Here is a 17,307-nt window from a genome sequence, read left to right as displayed (position 1 = left end):
GCGTAAGCTAAAGCTTATTTTATTTCTTATTCAGGAAATGGTTAAAAGTGTCGCCCCTTAATCCCAATCTAATGGTTTCTAACGGGATAACTTCTGCCGGAGCTATATTTCCAAGATTTACATTTGTGCCTATTAACTCTATAAACCACACTTGTTGTGCTTTTTGCGGCGCTTCCCAGATAATTTTTTCTTCAGGGATTTGGGTTAGTATTTCGTCAACCAGGCCTTGTCTCACTTCTCCTGAATCTCTGTATATTCCCACATTTCCACCTTCTCTGGCTTCTGCAATTACTTTCCATGACCCGGCATCAATTTCTGCCTGCATTAATTTGATCCATTTGTATGGCGCAAATATTTTGGTAGCATCTTTAGAGCCTACTTCGGAAATAACAGTTACCTGTTTGCTCAATTTACTGATGAACTCACATTTTTCCTCGTGAGGTATTTCAATAGAACCATCAGAAACTTCTGCGTATTCCATTCCAAAGGTGTCCAAAGTTCTTCTGTAATCATCAAACTGATTTCTTATGACAAAAGCTTCGAATAGCGTTCCTCCAAAGTATACAGGAATGCCGGCCTCTTTATAAAGTTTTAACTTTTCTTTCAGGTTTGGTGTAACGTATGAAGTTGCCCATCCTAATTTTACGATATCTGTGTGAATGCCCGCTACTTCTAAGAAGTCTTCTACCTGACGAAGGCTGAGGCCTTTGTCCATCACCATGGTTAAACCGTTGGTTCTTGGTTTTAATGTACGCTCGGGTATATCCTGTAGTATGTAATTTAAACTCATAACTTTTGCAAAAGTTCAAAAAAAAAACCAAAACTCAATCATAACATTGATTTTGATTCTTTTTAAGAAGTTTTAGCTGCGGAATCTATTGATAATGTCTACTATTACTTTATTGTTTTGGAGCTGGGGCAGGTATTCGAAAAGCAGGTAATGCTTGTCTATATCTGTATTCAGCGCTTTTTGTAACTGCAATAATGCTTCGTTGTATTGGCCATCGGCAAACAAATAAGCTACAAAGCGATAATATAGCTCTGCAGATTCGGGATTGTTTTTTATGCCTTCGGCAATAATCTCTATACATTTTTTAAGGTTTTCCTGCTCAAAGGCAACGGAAGAGAAGTCTAACCAGGCCTCAATGTCCAGCGGATTAAGTTCTACTACCTTTTCATACGCTTTTTCAGACTCGTCCAACTTTTTCAGCTTATAATAGGCGTCTGCCATGGCAAACCAGTAATCCGGGTTTTCGCTATCAAATTTTAGTGCTTTTTTATAGTAATGCAACGATTCGAAGTAGCGCCCTTCAAAATCAAGGGTTACACCTATTCCGTACCATGCATCGGCAAGGTCGCTATCCAGTTTTACAGATTTTTTGTAATAGGAGCGAGCCTCGTCCATTTTTTCGAGCTTTTCGTAACATTCTCCAATGGCACAATAAGTTTGTGCATGAGGTGGTTCAAACTCAAATGTTTGTTTATAGGCCTCAATGGCTTCTTCGTACTTTTCTAACTGTACCAAAGAATTGCCCTTATTGAAATATGCCGATGAAAAGTTTTCTTTAATCAGAATAGCATAGTCATAAGCGTCTATGGCTTTTTCGTGAAGTTCTATTTTATGGTAAGCATTGCCCAGGTTATACCATGCGGCAAAAGAATAAGGGTCGCTATCTATATACTGTTCGTAAAACTGTATACTTTCTTCCTGTCTGTCTAAAACGTCATAACAAAAAGCCAGTTCGTATAAAGCGTCCTGATTTTCCATATTACTTTCCAGACAGCGTTTCAGATAAGAAATAGCTTCTTCATAATCACCCATCCCCTGATAAGCGTAGGCTATCTGCATTAAAATCTCATCTGCCTCGTCTGCCATTTCCAGAGCCTTAAATAAGCATTCCAAGGCGTCATCATGGCGTTCTAAGACTTCGTAAATACTGGCCCTTAATACAAAAATGTCCGCTTCAGAAGGCTCTAACAGTTCTGCCTTTTCCAACGACTCAAAGGCCGCAGGTAAATTGTTTGTAACCAGATAAAGCTGAGCCTCTTTTAACAAAAAAGCAACCACAAAAGGGTGCTGGGCTACAGCATAATCTATAACCTGTAAAGCCTTTACCGGATCGTTTTTTTCAATGTAATAATCAATGATATTTTCGAAAACGTGGGCATCAAAGAAGTACTGATCCTTATTGCGAACCATCTCTTCAAAACGTTCAACCGATTGTTTCGGGTCTTCAGAAAATTCAAACTCAAAATCGTCTTCTTCCATATTCGTCTGCTCTAAATGTGAACGTATTTCCCAACAAAAAATTTGACCACCAATCTTTCTGTGAAAAGATTTACATTCAAATTATAATATTAATGTTTAAAAAAAAGAATTTAGTTTTCAACATTGTTGATACAAACGTGTAATAGCTTGATTTGTAGTGGTGTATTTTGTTGAAATCTGATCTTAAAACTTTTGGGTTTTTAATCAATTTCTGTTTTGGAGTAATTAATCCCATAAATATTATACAAAGATGGGCATAATTTTTATGGTTTTATACTGAATAACGATATAAGCAGTTTTATTTTGATGATAGCAGTTCTTATATACAATCTGTGTGAAAGGAATTTTTCTAAAAAGTATTTTCATCCACATTATAAGGGACTTAAGAATATCAGAAAAATAAAAATGCGTACTTTTGTTACAAACATCAATAATCTCTAAAACAAAATCAATGAAAAATTTAACTAAAGGGGTTTTCTTGTTTGCCGGTGTATTTGTAATGGGCACATTTGCCGCCTGTAACAACAACACAAAGCATACGGAAGAAAATACCGCCGACTCGACAAAAAAAATAACTATTGAAGCGTTGAATGAATCTGACGATTTTCCTAATGCAAAGCTAACGCTGGGAGATGTGAAAACCGAGGTTGTAGGAGACTCAACGAGACTTACTTTTAATTTTGGAGTTGAAAATTACGAGTTAACCAAGCAGACGGAAGACGGCCATGCCGAACATTGTGCTAACTCTAAGGAAGGGCAGCACATCCATTTTATTATGGACAACAAGCCTTATGCAGCACTTTATAAACCTACCAATACGGTTACCTTAGCCAAGAATTCTGAGCATGTGCTTTTATGCTTCCTTTCTCGTTCTTATCACCTATCTGTAAAATCACCCGATGCATCTGTGCTTGTGAAATTTAAGATTGATGAAAACGGAAACTACGTAAAACTGGAGGAGCCAACAGAGCCGATGTTGTTTTACAGTCGCCCTAAAGGAGAATACAAAGGGGCTGATGTAGATAATGTGTTGCTTGATTTTTATGTCAAAAACCTGAAAATTTCTCCACAGGACTATAAAGTAAATGTACAGGCAGCAGACACTACTTTCACGGTTGACTCATGGACTCCTTATTTGATAAAAGGTGCTCCGGCTGGTGATTTAAATGTTAAAATATCTTTGGTTGACCCACAGGGAAACAATATTGGAGGTACTTTTGGCGAAATAGAAAGAACATCTAAATTAGAACCATAATAATCTTTTAGTATTGGATGGTTAATTCTTAACGGGGTTTTCCTTAAAGATTAACCATCCATCTTTTTGAGGTATAAATATTGCTTTACCCAAATAGCAATTCAAAAACCTCTTCTACTTTAGAAACGGGTTGAATATTTATCGAGTATTTGCCAAAATCTATCCCTTTTTTATTGTACTTGGAAATAAAGATCTGTTCGAAGCCTAATTTCTCCGCTTCTGCAATTCTTTGCTCAATACGTGTAACAGCACGTATTTCTCCTGATAATCCGACCTCGGCAGCGAAACAAATTTTATGAGAAATAGGCATATCTTCATGAGAGGATATAATTGCGGCAATTAAGCCCAGATCTATACTGGGATCTTCTATTCTTATGCCCCCGGCAATATTTAAAAAAACGTCTTTTGCTCCTAGTTTAAAACCACATCTTTTTTCTAATACGGCCAGCAACATGTTCATCCGCTTCGTGTCAAAACCGGTAGAAGACCGTTGGGGCGTACCGTAGGGAGAGTTGCTTACCAAAGCCTGTGTTTCTATTAATATAGGCCGCATTCCTTCCATAGTAGCAGATACGGTTACCCCGCTTAAAGCTTCTTCTCTTAAAGAGAGTAATATTTCTGAAGGATTGGAAACTTCACGTAATCCGTTTCCCTGCATTTCGTAAATGCCCAGTTCGGCAGAAGATCCGAACCTGTTTTTGATAGCCCTTAAAATACGATAAACGTGATGGCGGTCGCCTTCAAATTGCAGTACCGTGTCTACCATGTGTTCCAAGATTTTAGGCCCGGCAATCATGCCGTCTTTGGTGATATGACCGATTAAGAAAACAGGAGTATTAGATTCTTTAGCAAATCGCATCAGTTCGGCTGTACATTCTCTTACCTGCGAAACGCTACCGGGTGTAGACTCGATATGTGCAGAATGTAAGGTTTGAATAGAGTCTACCACCACAATATTGGGCTCTAGAACCTCAATTTGTTTAAATATATTCTGCGTAGAAGTCTCGGTTAAAATAAAACATTCTGACAAAGGGTGTGGTGTAATCCGTTCTGCTCGTAATTTAATCTGTTGCTCGCTTTCTTCTCCGGAAACGTATAATACTTTTATTTTGGGGAGTGTAAGTGCCAGCTGTAGCATCAGGGTTGATTTCCCGATGCCCGGTTCTCCTCCAATTAAAATAAGGGAGCCGCTGACAATTCCCCCGCCTAAAACCCGGTTCAGTTCTTTGTCCGGGGTAATCAGTCTTTGTTCTTCTGTATAGGTTATTTCCTGTACTTTTTGTGGCTTATTAACCCTGGGTTTAATAGAAGAAGTATCACTTTTCCAGTCTGGCACACCAGAGCTTTTTTTCTCGGTTATCTCCTCAACAAAAGTATTCCATTGCTGGCATGCAGGGCATTTTCCCAACCATTTTGGTGATTCGTACCCACAACTCTGACAAAAATATGCTGATTTTACTTTAGCCAATTGATCTTAGATTTTAGACTTACGAAGTACGATGTTTATTTTGCTGTTTGCAAAAAGTTTGTGTATTTATTTAGGAGGTGGCCGTTATGCTGAACTTGATTCAGTGTCTTATAGCTATAATAATTTTATGGAGATGCTCTGAGCTTATTTCAGAGCTACTTGAAGGCAGGGTTCCATTTTAAAAGTAATCCGAAGGGTTCTCCTGAATCTACAAATAAGGTGGATTTTAAATTCGTAACATTCGAAGTTTCCTAAATAAAGACAGAAACCTTAGAGCCTTTTAGGTTGAGAGCCCAATGTCTGAAAATACACTAAGTCTTTTTGCTTATAGCCCGACTATAGCTTAGTTGGAGCTACACTATAGCTATGCTCCAGAAACCTGCATTTAAAAACAGCCTTTACAGCGTTTAAACAGGGTGTGAAATAACGGTTTTTAGCCAGAAAAATACACTAAGCCCTCAGGATTCAGAAATCCTAACCCAGATCAGACAACTCCTTCCTTTTTGTAAAAACAAGCAAAAGTATGAGCATTAAGTTTTTATATCGGGTCAACTGATAATAAACAAGACATTCCAGTAATAAAGAGAACCAAATATACTAAGGACGAAAACAGACCTGTTTAGGATACACGCTTCTCTCTCAACTAAAGGGGAATATAAATAATGATTTTCTACACGTTTTTAAACCTTTTATTTTATTAAAGTTTAAATATGATGGGAACCGAATAATTGACTCTAACTGCTTTTCCTCTGAAAAGGCCCGGATTCCACTTAGGGCTTTTTTCCATTACCCTGAGTGCCTCTTGTTCAAGTTCATCACCATTTACTATACCTTTTCTTATCGTTGGAGATTGCAGTTTCCCGTCTTTATCTATGTAAAAAGAAACCAAAACTTTACCCTGTATATTCTGTCTTCTCATATTGGTAGGATAAGAGAGCTGAGACGATAACCAACTATAAAAGGCTGTATTTCCTCCTTTAAATGAAGGGAAGACAGCTTTTTTTTCATAACTGTTTTTTTTGCCTGCTTTATCAGTAAAAACTCCGGAAATAAAAATGCCATCCAGATAGTTTTCTATATAAGTCTCTTCTTTTTCTTTGTATAACTCATAAAACTCGCCCTCTTTTTTGCCGTTTTTATATTCGCCTCGTAAAATGTCTCCGTTGGCAAAAGTTAGGTTTACTTTTCCTGAACCAGATTTGTCTAATAAATTATTGCCCAAAGAATCTGAAATTTGAGAAACAAGATACTCCGGATAATCAAGAAATTCACTGTTCGAAGGTTTAAGATACTCGCCTTCCTCTCTTATCGTTCCATTGTCATAATATGCTGTCCGCTTACCAACGGATTCCTTTCCGTTTTTATATTGTTTGAGTTTGATATTTCCACTTCTATAAAAAGAAACTTCTTCTCCGACTTGTTTGAATGGATTGTAAGAAGAAAGATAACCTTTTCTGCTTAAGAAGCCATCTTCATAAACTTCTGTAAACTCAAATCGGTCGGGACTGGATGTTGTTGTTATGGTTCTTACATAGCTTTTTCCTGTTGTTGTTTTTATTGTTTTCTGCTGAACTACTTCTTGTGCCGTAATATTAGAAGTAATAAAAAGTAGGGTAAATAGTAAGTTTTTCATAACCAAAAATATAGCTGATAAAGATATATTTTTTTACGATCAGCAAAAAGAGCTAATTAAAAAACCAGAACTTTTTGCAACTTTATGTTGTTTTAGTATAAAAGCAAGATCTATGGAACTTTATTATTCTTTGTCAATTCTTATTGTTCTGGCATCCATATTTTCTTATTTGAATATCAGGTATCTTAAGTTACCTTCCTCAATAGGAGTGATGCTTATTGCCATGTTAAGCTCGGTGGCATTGGTTATTTTGGGTAATACTTATCCTAGCCTGCTTAATAATTTCTCGGAGCTTTTAAGAGATTTAGACTTTACGCAGCTTTTAATGGGTGCTATGCTTAACTTTCTTTTATTTGCGGGTGGGGTAAGCATTAACTTTTCTGATCTGAAAGAACAGAAAGTGCCCGTTATGGTCTTTTCCACGGTGAGTGTAGTTATATCAACCTTTGCCGTAGGGGCATTGTTATACTATATTCTTCCGTATTTTTCTGTCGATTTACCTTTAATTTATTGTTTGTTATTTGGAGCATTAATTTCCCCAACAGATCCGGTAGCGGTGTTAGGAGCTTTGAAAGCAGCAAAAGTACCTAAAGCACTGGAAACAAAAGTTGCAGGCGAATCTCTTTTTAATGATGGGGTCGCAGTAGTGGTTTTTGTGGTCATCTTACAATTGGCAAATGGGTCGGAGACAGAGATTTCATTTGAAAGAATCTCTATGCTGTTTCTAAGAGAAGCTGTGGGCGGAATTTTAATAGGAGTATTGTTGGGTATAGCGGCAGCCCGAGCGTTAAAGAAAATTGATGATTACAAAGTTTCTGTACTGATAACCCTGTCTGTTGTTATGGGTGGGCATCTGCTGGCAAGAAGTTTAGGAATATCCAGTCCCCTCACTATGGTGGCTGCGGGGTTAGTTTTGGGCACTTTTGGGAAGTATACCGATCACATGAGTGCATTAACCAAAGATTATCTCGAAAAGTTTTGGGACCTCACAGACGAAATTTTAAATGCCATATTGTTCCTTTTAATCGGATTTGAAATTTTGCTTATCCCTAGCGTTCTTGATTTCTGGGTGGCGGGAGTAATTACGATCGTTGTGGTATTACTTGCCAGGTTTTTATCCATTTATATTCCTGCCAGGACAGTCCCTTTTAAGGAAAAATTTGATATGGCTACCATTAAAATATTAGTTTGGGGAGGATTAAGAGGAGGCGTTTCAATAGCTTTAGCATTATCCATTAATGAAGGCCCTTACAAGCAGATGATTATATCTATAACCTATTTTGTGGTTGTGTTCTCTATTCTTGTGCAGGGGCTTACTATAGGGAAGATGGCAAAAAGACTATTACCCTAGTTTTGGTATAAAATACCTTATTCGAAAGCGTTATTTTATCACAGAAACAATTATTTTTGTAGTTGACAGATTTTGTTTTGACCCAATTACAGCATATCTCATTACTAGGCGTTTTTTTCGTCAACGGATTATTATTTTTAATCCTGCTATATTATTTGCGAAGAAAGCTCTGGGTAAACCTCATGTTAGGGATTGTGCTTGCTGCAATAGCATGGTATTCTTTAATGATTTACCTGATGATTAGCGGAGAGGTGTGTAATTTTCCAAACTTATACAACAAAGGAAACCCTCTGTATTATTTATTTGCACCCTGTAGCTATTTGTATATTAAGTTGTCGCTTTCAAAAAATAAGAAGTTACATAAATACGATTGGTTGCATTTTATTCCGGCGGCATTATCCATAATCGATCTGGTTCCCTACATGCTTAAAAGCCCTGAAGAAAGACAGTATATCGTAGACCTGGTGGCGCAGGATCCCAAATGGAACTTCCAATACAAGTATGCCTTTTTAACCCATGGGACACATAATATCATCAGAGCTATACAGCAGATTATCTATATTGTTTTTCAAACGCAGCTTCTGATCAAATTCAGGAACGAGATTATAGATAAAAAACAAAAATACTGGCTATTTACCTATAACGCTTTCTTTTCAGTCCTAACTATAAGTACAATAACTGTTTTAGTGAGAACATTGCTGTTTTCTGCCGAAGCATTAAGAGTTGGTTTTTTACCCCTATTTGCTAGTGTAGGTATTTTAATTTTTTGTATACTTTTCTTTTTTAAGCCCGAACAGATTTATGGAACAGCTTTTATCGAAGATAAAGAAACGCAAACAGGCCTGTCTTCTGCTAACGGAGGAATTTTAACCATACACCATGAAAGGAAAGAGGATCCTCTAAAATTAAACCCCGAACAAATAGCAGACTATACCCAAAAGCTTGAAAAAAAGATAATCTCCCGGGAATACTTTAAAGAAAAAGGAATAACAGTGTCGTTGCTGGCAGCTAAAATCAACATCCCTCAAAGACACTTAACAACTCTGCTAAAACAGCACTATAATTTGAAGTTTAATGATTTTATCAATAACTACCGTATAGCTTTTGTTAAAGATAAGATTGAAAAAGGAGAATGGAAAAACCTGACCATTGAAGCACTGGCAGAAGAAGCAGGCTTTTCGTCCCGAAGTACTTTCTATGCCGCCTTTAAAAAAAGTACAGGTACAACTCCCGTAGAGTATATTGAAAAAGGAACCGTAATATAAAAGGACAATCTTGGTTTATTATCATTCATTGTTTATAGTCCATGCTCCGTTGCCTAAGTTTCAGTGTAATCTTTTAATCCCTCAAATTAGTTATTCAGCTATTTTTTATTGAAAATTCCTGATCACGAGGAGGTCTATACTAATCATTTTCGCCTTCTGGTTTCACTTTGTTAGAATATTTTTCCTCTTTTCTGATATTATTCCAGTTTTGATGTTTTGTCGTATTTAACCCGCTGATAATATCTGTTTTTCGGTTCAATTTAGTTGTCCGAATTACTGTTTTTCGGACAAGTTCCCTCCCTAAAAACAAAACCTAAGCAGGTTTACCACCGTAAATTGGCCTAAACACAAATTCGCTCAACAATTAAAAACATCATGAAATTAAAACTACTACTTATCAGCTTATGTTTGTTTACAGGCGTTATAAGCAAAGCGGCACCCGACCATACGGGGGCATTTATTACGGTATGGGATACTGATAAAATGGAAGCAGGACAGACATTTTGGGCTGCTTTATTAGGAGGGAGTGCCCAGTATTATTGGGAGAAAATAAATGCTTCAGGTGTTGCAACGGGTACAAATTCTGGGACAAGTTATGCCGCTTTCGCTTCTCCGGGGAACCTTAATTTGACAGCCGTAAAAGCAAAATCCGGAATCTATAGATTGTATATAAAAACCGGAACTAAGAGCCCGTATTTTAATGCATTTGGCTTAGGGGGAAAATACCAAACAGCAATAGCATTGACAAAGGTAGAAAGCTGGGGAAATATCAATTGGGCAAGTATGGCGTCTATGTTCCAGTCTTGTGAAAACTTAACTGTATTTCCTGCGTCTCCACCCAATACAAGCGCAGTAACCAGTATGAGTTATATGTTTTATGGTGCTAAAAACTTCAACTGTGATATGGTCGGCTGGGATATAAAAAATGTTACGGACATGAGTTATATGTTTTATGGTGCCAGCGCTTTTAATGGAAATATTGACGGATGGAACGTAGGTAAAGTGAATACTATGCAGGATATGTTTAACGGAGCTAGTTCTTTTAATCGAAACATAAGTAATTGGAACGTAAGCAGTGTAACCAATATGTCTGGTATGTTTAGCAGAGCCAGTGCTTTTAATCAGAATATTAGTAAATGGAATGTAAGCAAAGTGGGCAGTATGCTTACTATGTTCAATGAGGCGGTCGCTTTTAATCAGGATTTAAGTAGTTGGGATTTAACCAGTGTGGGTTATATGACCTATATGTTTAAAGGAGCCACTTCTTTTAACCAGTATCTGGGAGACTGGAAGCTGAAAACAGCATTTTTTGGATCTCCTTATGATGGAATGCTGGATGGAGCCGGATTAAGCTGTTCTAATTACAGTAAAACGCTAAAAGCATGGGCGCAAAATTCGACCCTTCCAAATACGGTTAATCTGGGAGCAGTAACAGGGTTAAAGTATGCTGTTGATGCACAGCAATATCGTGATATATTAACGAAACCAACAAATCAAGGAGGGAAAGGCTGGATTTTGAACGGTGACTCAAAAGATAACTCCTGTTTTATGCTAGACCATACAGGTGCTTTCATTACCATTTGGGATACTAATAAAATGGGTACTGGAGAGAGTTTCTCTCTTTATACAGAGCAGGATTCAAAATATGCATATTATTGGGAAAAGGTTGGAGAAGAATCTACCGTTAACTCGGGTGTCTATTTAGAAACCACCCTTTCATCTGGGAGCTACACTTTAAAAATTCCCGAGATATCGGCAGGGACGGGCCAATATCGCTTATATATCAAAAAGCCCTTTAAATGGATGTATTTTTCAAATATGGCGCCCGTAACAGGGACAGCAAAAGCATTGCTAGAAGTAGAGGACTGGGGAAATATAAGTTGGAGCAATATGAGCTATACTTTTTATGGATGCGAGAACCTGGTTAAGCTTCCGCAAATAGCACCTGATCTGAGCTTGGTTAAAGATATGCAGTATATGTTTTCCGGAGCTAAAAAATTCAATAGCAGTATCAATAACTGGGACATGAAAAATGTCACCAATATTACAGGGATGTTTACCGATGCAGAATCTTTTAATCAGGACTTGAATAACTGGCAACTGGATAAGGTAACACAAATGGCAAGGGTATTTTATGGTGCGAAAGTCTTTAATGGAAATCTCAGTAACTGGAAAATTGGAGGCACTAGTCTCGAAAGTATGTTTTATCAGGCGAATGCATTTAATGGAGATATAAGAGCATGGAATACAGAAAACATTACCAACATGCAAAATATGTTTGGTTATGCCAAAGCATTTAATCGGGATATTAGCAAATGGAAAGTAGGTCAGGTATCTAACATGTCCAGTCTGTTTAATGGGGCAGAAGCTTTTAACCAAGATATTAGTGAGTGGGATATTTCTAGTGTAACCAATATGTCTTATATGTTTAGCGAGGCAAAAGCCTTTAACCAAAATGTAGGCAAATGGGATATTTCCCAAGTAACTAATATAACCAGTATGTTTAGTGGGGCAGCTGCTTTTAATCAGAATATTGGTGGTTGGAAAGTGGGGCACATTACCAATATGACACAATTATTCTCAAGAGCCACCGCATTTAATCAGGATATCAGTAGTTGGGATGTAAGTAAGGTAGATAATATGTCCAGTATGTTTAGCGGAGCAACTGCTTTTAATAAAAATATCGGGGGGTGGGATACTAAAAATGTAACCAATATGAGTGCTTTGTTTTCAGGCGCAAGCTCCTTTAATCAAAATATTGGAAATTGGAAAACAGGGAAAGTGACAGATATGTCCTGGATGTTTTCTAAAGCCAGCACCTTTAATCAGGATATATCTGGATGGAATGTAGGAAGTGTAACCAATATGTCTAAGATGTTTTCCGAAGCTACAACTTTTAATCAGGATTTAAGTAAATGGCCGTTTAAAGCAGGAGGATCTTATAACTCTATGCTTGAATATGCTGGTTTAAGCTGTACAAACTATAGTAAACTGTTAAAATCATTGTCAGAAAACCCTAATACTGTCACCTATGTGTATTGGCCGGTAAATGGCTTAAAGTATGCTAGTAATGCGACAGCCTACCGAGATTTATTAAAGAATAATAAAGGGTGGACAATAACAGACGATGTGGTTGATGCAAGCTGTGTTTTAAATACCATAGACCATACCGGAGCATTTATTACCATTTGGGATACCGATAAATTACCAGATAATTATTATGTCTCTTTTAATACACAGGGAAGCAATTATGAGTATTACTGGGAGAAAGTAGGGGAAGAACAAAATACAAATTCCGGGACATATCAGGTCAATAATAATTCCCAAAGTCTGGTACTTCAGAACGATTTTGTTTCAGGTACAGGAATATATCGTCTTTATATTAAAGCAGGGAGTGGAACATTTACCGGTTTTCAAACCTACGGACATGCGGGGCAGGCGGCAGGACTAATAGCGGTAGAAAGCTGGGGTGGTGTGACATGGACTAATTTGAAAGGGGCATTTTTAGCCTGTGAAAACTTAACCTCTTTACCAGCAGAAGCACCGGATTTAAGCCAGATAACTGACCTTTCTTTTATGTTTGGCGGAGCAAAACTTTTTAATCAGGACATTAGCCATTGGGACGTTAGCTATGTAACAGATATGTCCGTAATGTTTACAGGAGCAGAAAGCTTTAATCAGGATATCAGTAACTGGGACGTAAGTAAGGTAACCAATATGTCCCGTATGTTTAGTGGAGCAAAAGCATTTAATCAAAATCTGGGTAGTTGGACATTGGCAGATAATGTAGACTTAACAGATATGTTAAACAACTCCGGATTAAGTGCCGAAAATTATGGCCTTACTTTAAAAGGATGGGCGGAAAACCCCAATACACCAACAGGAATAACTTTGGGGGCTGTGGGATTAAAATATGATGTAGCCAGTCAGCAATATTGGGACCTATTAACAAAGCCAGTAGCAGAAGGAGGTAAAGGATGGACTATAACAGACGGAGGAGCGCTTCCGGTAACCATATTAACCTATGTGGCTAAAACAGAAGGAGGTCTGGTCCAGATAAACTGGCAAACGGCAACCGAGACCAACAATAGTCATTTTATTATAGAAAAAAGCGCTGATGGTATCCATTTTAGTTATTTAGAGAGACAAGAAGCAAAAGGTCCCGGGACTTATCTGGTTTATGATAAAAAACCTGTTAACGGGCTTAACTATTATCGCTTAACCCAATACGATAAAAATGGAATAGCTACAGACCATGGAGTAAAATTCGTAAACTTTGAGATGCAGGCAGCAGCAGTAACAGTGTCTCCAAATCCGGTTAGTTCCAGTACAACGGCAACAGTTAGTTTTCCGGCAGGTGTTTATACACAAGGAACAATAACAGATCTTCAGGGACGCACAATCAGTACAACCGCTATTACTGTAAATCAGCAGAATATCAGTATAGAAACAACCAATCTGTCTTCAGGTATTTACTTTATTCGTTTGTCAGGAAAAGAACAGTCCGTTCAGAAATTGATAAAACAATAAACAAATCCTATTCACAACCTTACAGAGTTTTATAAAACAAGACTTTGTAAGGTTATTTTATAAAGAAGATTTTGTGTTTTTCAGAATACCCAGATAAGTCGCCATGCTTACCATTTCGGCACCCATGCTTGCAAGGTGCTCAGAATGAATCTGACAATCTACCATCTTAATCTCCAGATTTTCAATTAACCAGATTAAAGCAATTTTAGAAGCATTGCTTACTTTCGAAAACATAGATTCTCCGCAAAACACCCCATTAATATACACGCCATACAGTCCCCCAACCAATACTTGTCCTTGCCATACCTCAATAGAGTGAGCAAAACCAGCTTCATATAGTTTGGTATAAGCCTGTTGCATATCCTGTGTAATCCAGGTTCCATCCTGATCTTTCCTTTCTATAAGTGCGCATGCTTTGATTACTTCTGTAAAAGCCTTATCAAAAGTAATGGAGAATTTTCCGGAGCGGAGAATTTGCCTCATGCTTTTGCTTACCTTTAGTTTTTCCGGAAACAAAACAAATCTTTCACGAGGAGCGTACCAAAGGATAGGAGTATCATCAGAAAACCAAGGGAAAACCCCATTAGAATAAGCCAGGATCAGTCGGGCGGTAGAAAGGTCGCCGCCAATAGCCAATAATCCATCCTCTTCAGCTAAATGTAAAGGCGGAAAAATTAAATTATGATCCAGTTCAAATATCATTTATGCAAAAATAAACGTTATTAGTAACAGACAAACCAAAAAATATTTTTGTAAATTAAACCTTCTGAAAACCAATAAGTCATAGGAGAAAACCGGGATTATGAACACTAAAGATATTGAAAATGTAAAACATTTGTATGCCAGAGCTGGTTTTGGTATTCATTATAAAGAATTACAGCAAGTAAAAAAAATGTCATTGAACAAAGTTGTAGACAAAATATTCCATGACTCATCCAAATATAAGCCCATAGACTTTATAGAAAAACCCAAAGACCAGCCCCAATATTCAACCCTTTCTGCCGAAGAAAGACGTGAACGTCAACGAATGGCCAATGAGCAAACCCGTGAGCTCAATATTGCCTTTTTAAATAAAATGGCAACAGACGAAGCGTTTTTACGGGAGAAAATGACTCTTTTTCTGCATGGACATTTTGCATGCAGACAGCAAAATGCACCATATACTATCCAGCAGCTTAACAATATCCAAAGAAAGAATGCGTTGGGAAATTTCAAAACCCTAACCATTGAAGTCTCGCAGTCAAGAGCCATGCTTTCTTTTCTGAATAATCAACAAAACCGCAAAGGAAAACCCAATGAAAACTTTGCCCGGGAACTGATGGAGCTTTTTACCTTAGGCGTAGGAAACTATACCGAAAACGATGTAAAAGCAGCAGCAAGAGCTTTTACCGGATGGATGTATAATAAAGAAGGAGAGTTTGAATTTCGTCCCAAAGTACATGACGATGGTGTGAAAAAGTTTTTTGGAAAAGAAGGGAGTTTTAATGGCGATGATATTATGGATATGATATTTGCCCGTAAAGAAGCCGCTTATTTTCTCTCCAAAAAAATGTACCGTTTCTTTGTAAACGAAACACCCAATGAACGCCATATACAACAAATGGCTGATCTTTTCTACAAGAAAAACTATGAAATAAAACCTTTACTTAAGTTTATGTTTACCTCCAGTTGGTTTTATGACGATGTAAACAAAGGCAATAAGATAAAAACACCTATAGAGTTTATAGCAGGATTAAACAGGCAGTTCTATATCAACTATGAAAATAAAGCCGTTTTGCTACGCTTTCAACAAGCCTTGGGGCAAACGTTGTTTTATCCGCCTAACGTGTCTGGGTGGCCACAGGGAAAAGACCTGATAGACAGCTCTTCCTTAATGCTGCGGTTAAAAATGCCATCAACCATTATTAACAACGGAATATTGGAAATACAAGGTAAAACCGACCCCGATGATGAAGCGCTGATTGCCCTGGCAAGAAAAGAAAGCAAAAAAGTAGCCCAACGGATAAAAGCAACAATAGATTGGGATAAGTTTACAGCCGGAATACCCTCAGATATCAATAAAAAAGACCTTGCGGCATTTTTGTTGCGGGCAGAAATAAAAGATAATATCTTACAGAATATTTCAGATTCCAATGATCTGAAAACCAAAGTAGTTCAAATATTAAGCACACCAGAATACCAGATTTGTTAACCAAAAACCACTAAAATGAAAAGGAGAGATTTTTTCAGACAGACAAGCTTAGCAACAGGGGCATTTTTGATCCCCTCATTTTTAAAGCCATTGGAAGCATTGGCCTTTGAAAAACTAAGCGGACATAAAAACTTGGTGGTTATTCAGTTATCAGGTGGTAACGATGGTTTAAACACAGTAGTCCCTTATGGCTTAGACGAGTACTATAAAGGCCGTAAAACAATAGCCATTTCGCCTAACCAGGTAATAAAGTTGAACGATGTGCAAGGTCTTAACCCCAATATGGAAGCTTTGCGCCCTCTTTATGATGATGGCGTAATGGGTATACTCAACAGCGTAGGCTATCCCAATCCAGACAGATCCCATTTCAGGTCTATGGATATCTGGCAAACCGCTAGTGACTCAGATCAGTACCTTTCAACAGGTTGGATAGGCAGGTATCTTGACTCTAATTGTCAGGAGTGTAGTCACCCCTATGCCGCTATAGAAGTAGACGATACGTTGTCTTTAGCCATGAAAGGCAATAAAATAAAAGGCATTGCCGTAAAAGATCCGCAACAACTTTACAGAAATACCAGAGAACCCTTTTTTAAAGAAGTAATTAACGACAGCAAAGAAATGCTGGATGAAGATAATCTGGGATACCTGTATAAAACAATGATAGAAACATCGTCATCAGCAAAGTATATTCTGGAAAGATCAAAAACCTATAACAATACATCAGAATACCCCAATAATGCTTTTGCTGGTCAGCTAAAAACGGTCGCCCGTTTTATTAATTCGGGACTGGCAACCCGGGTTTACTATGTGTCGTTAAGTGGTTTTGATACCCACGTTAACCAGGTGGGGCAGCAAGGGCGACTGCTGAAACAATACAGCGAATCTGTACAAGCCTTTATTAAAGACCTTAAAAGTGCAGGGAATTTTGATGATACCCTGATTATGACATTTTCTGAATTTGGACGACGCGTGCAACAGAATGCAAGTGATGGTACAGACCATGGCACAGCCAATAATATTTTCCTGTTTGGAGGTAGTTTAAAACAGCAGGGAATTATTAACGCGGCTCCCGATTTACGAAACCTGGATAATGGAGACCTTAAATATAATGTGGATTTCAGACAAGTTTATGCAACCGTATTAGATAAATGGTTGAGTGTAGATAATGGAAATGTGCTGAATAAGAATTTCTCTTCTTTGGGCTTTATTTAAGAAGTGTGTTCTGGTATCTAAACCTTATATAAGAAGAGGTTGTCTAAAAAATCTTCTTGTTATTTCTACCAACGAGAGAAATTTCTGTAAGAAAAAAAATATCTCCTCAGGCCGAAATGACAATAATGTTGAT

Annotated in this window: 11 protein-coding genes; 6 read left to right on the top strand and 5 right to left on the bottom strand. The window is 37.6% G+C overall.

All coding sequences use genetic code 11. The features are described from left to right. Positions 1-19: 19 nt before the first annotated feature. Both ACFSAH_RS09400 and ACFSAH_RS09395 read right to left on the bottom strand, forming a co-directional pair. Entirely contained in the window at positions 20-790 is a 771-nt protein-coding gene (locus ACFSAH_RS09400; RefSeq protein WP_379662472.1) for a phosphosulfolactate synthase, read from the bottom strand. Between the two features lie 72 nt (positions 791-862). Then, a complete protein-coding gene (locus ACFSAH_RS09395; protein WP_379662471.1) occupies positions 863-2,269 on the bottom strand; it encodes a tetratricopeptide repeat protein in 1,407 nt (468 codons plus the stop codon). 451 nt (positions 2,270-2,720) lie between these two features. Here ACFSAH_RS09395 and ACFSAH_RS09390 point away from each other — a divergent pair, with 451 nt between their 5' ends. After that, positions 2,721-3,524: a hypothetical protein gene (locus ACFSAH_RS09390; RefSeq protein WP_379662470.1), complete on the top strand. Its 804-nt coding sequence runs from the start codon at positions 2,721-2,723 to the stop codon at positions 3,522-3,524. Positions 3,525-3,609: 85 nt separating this feature from the next. Here ACFSAH_RS09390 and radA read toward each other — a convergent pair whose 3' ends face one another. Continuing rightward, positions 3,610-4,992 (bottom strand): DNA repair protein RadA, encoded by a 1,383-nt coding sequence (gene radA / locus ACFSAH_RS09385; RefSeq protein WP_379662469.1) that lies wholly within the window; start codon positions 4,990-4,992, stop codon positions 3,610-3,612. Between the two features lie 697 nt (positions 4,993-5,689). After that, complete coding sequence (locus tag ACFSAH_RS09380) at positions 5,690-6,625, bottom strand: energy transducer TonB (RefSeq protein ID WP_379662468.1); 936 nt, start codon at positions 6,623-6,625, stop codon at positions 5,690-5,692. A gap of 112 nt (positions 6,626-6,737) precedes the next feature. Between ACFSAH_RS09380 and ACFSAH_RS09375 the strand changes: the two genes are divergently transcribed. The 3 genes from ACFSAH_RS09375 (at position 6,738) to ACFSAH_RS09365 (ending at position 13,771) form a co-directional block, all read left to right on the top strand. Next, positions 6,738-7,976 (top strand): cation:proton antiporter, encoded by a 1,239-nt coding sequence (locus ACFSAH_RS09375; protein WP_379662467.1) that lies wholly within the window; start codon positions 6,738-6,740, stop codon positions 7,974-7,976. Positions 7,977-8,131: 155 nt separating this feature from the next. Then, positions 8,132-9,241 carry a helix-turn-helix domain-containing protein gene (locus tag ACFSAH_RS09370; RefSeq protein ID WP_379662466.1) on the top strand — a complete coding sequence of 370 codons (1,110 nt, stop codon included), beginning with the start codon at positions 8,132-8,134 and terminating at the stop codon, positions 9,239-9,241. Positions 9,242-9,616: 375 nt separating this feature from the next. After that, positions 9,617-13,771, top strand: coding sequence for a BspA family leucine-rich repeat surface protein (locus ACFSAH_RS09365; RefSeq protein ID WP_379662465.1), 4,155 nt, complete (start codon positions 9,617-9,619; stop codon positions 13,769-13,771). A gap of 57 nt (positions 13,772-13,828) precedes the next feature. On the opposite strand, the gene aat is transcribed toward ACFSAH_RS09365, so the two are convergent. Beyond that, positions 13,829-14,473, bottom strand: coding sequence for a leucyl/phenylalanyl-tRNA--protein transferase (aat, locus tag ACFSAH_RS09360; RefSeq protein WP_379662464.1), 645 nt, complete (start codon positions 14,471-14,473; stop codon positions 13,829-13,831). Between the two features lie 100 nt (positions 14,474-14,573). On the opposite strand from aat, the gene ACFSAH_RS09355 reads away from it, so the two are divergent. Both ACFSAH_RS09355 and ACFSAH_RS09350 read left to right on the top strand, forming a co-directional pair. Further along, positions 14,574-15,962 carry a DUF1800 domain-containing protein gene (locus ACFSAH_RS09355; RefSeq protein ID WP_379662463.1) on the top strand — a complete coding sequence of 463 codons (1,389 nt, stop codon included), beginning with the start codon at positions 14,574-14,576 and terminating at the stop codon, positions 15,960-15,962. 15 nt (positions 15,963-15,977) lie between these two features. Further along, positions 15,978-17,174, top strand: a complete 1,197-nt coding sequence (locus ACFSAH_RS09350; RefSeq protein ID WP_379662462.1) for a DUF1501 domain-containing protein — start codon at positions 15,978-15,980, stop codon at positions 17,172-17,174. Positions 17,175-17,307: the final 133 nt, after the last annotated feature.

The sequence above is a fragment of the Pseudopedobacter beijingensis genome (genome assembly GCF_042678145.1).
Taxonomy (GTDB): Bacteria; Bacteroidota; Bacteroidia; order Sphingobacteriales; family Sphingobacteriaceae; genus Pseudopedobacter; species Pseudopedobacter beijingensis.
This window is presented reverse-complemented; position numbering and strand designations above follow the sequence as displayed.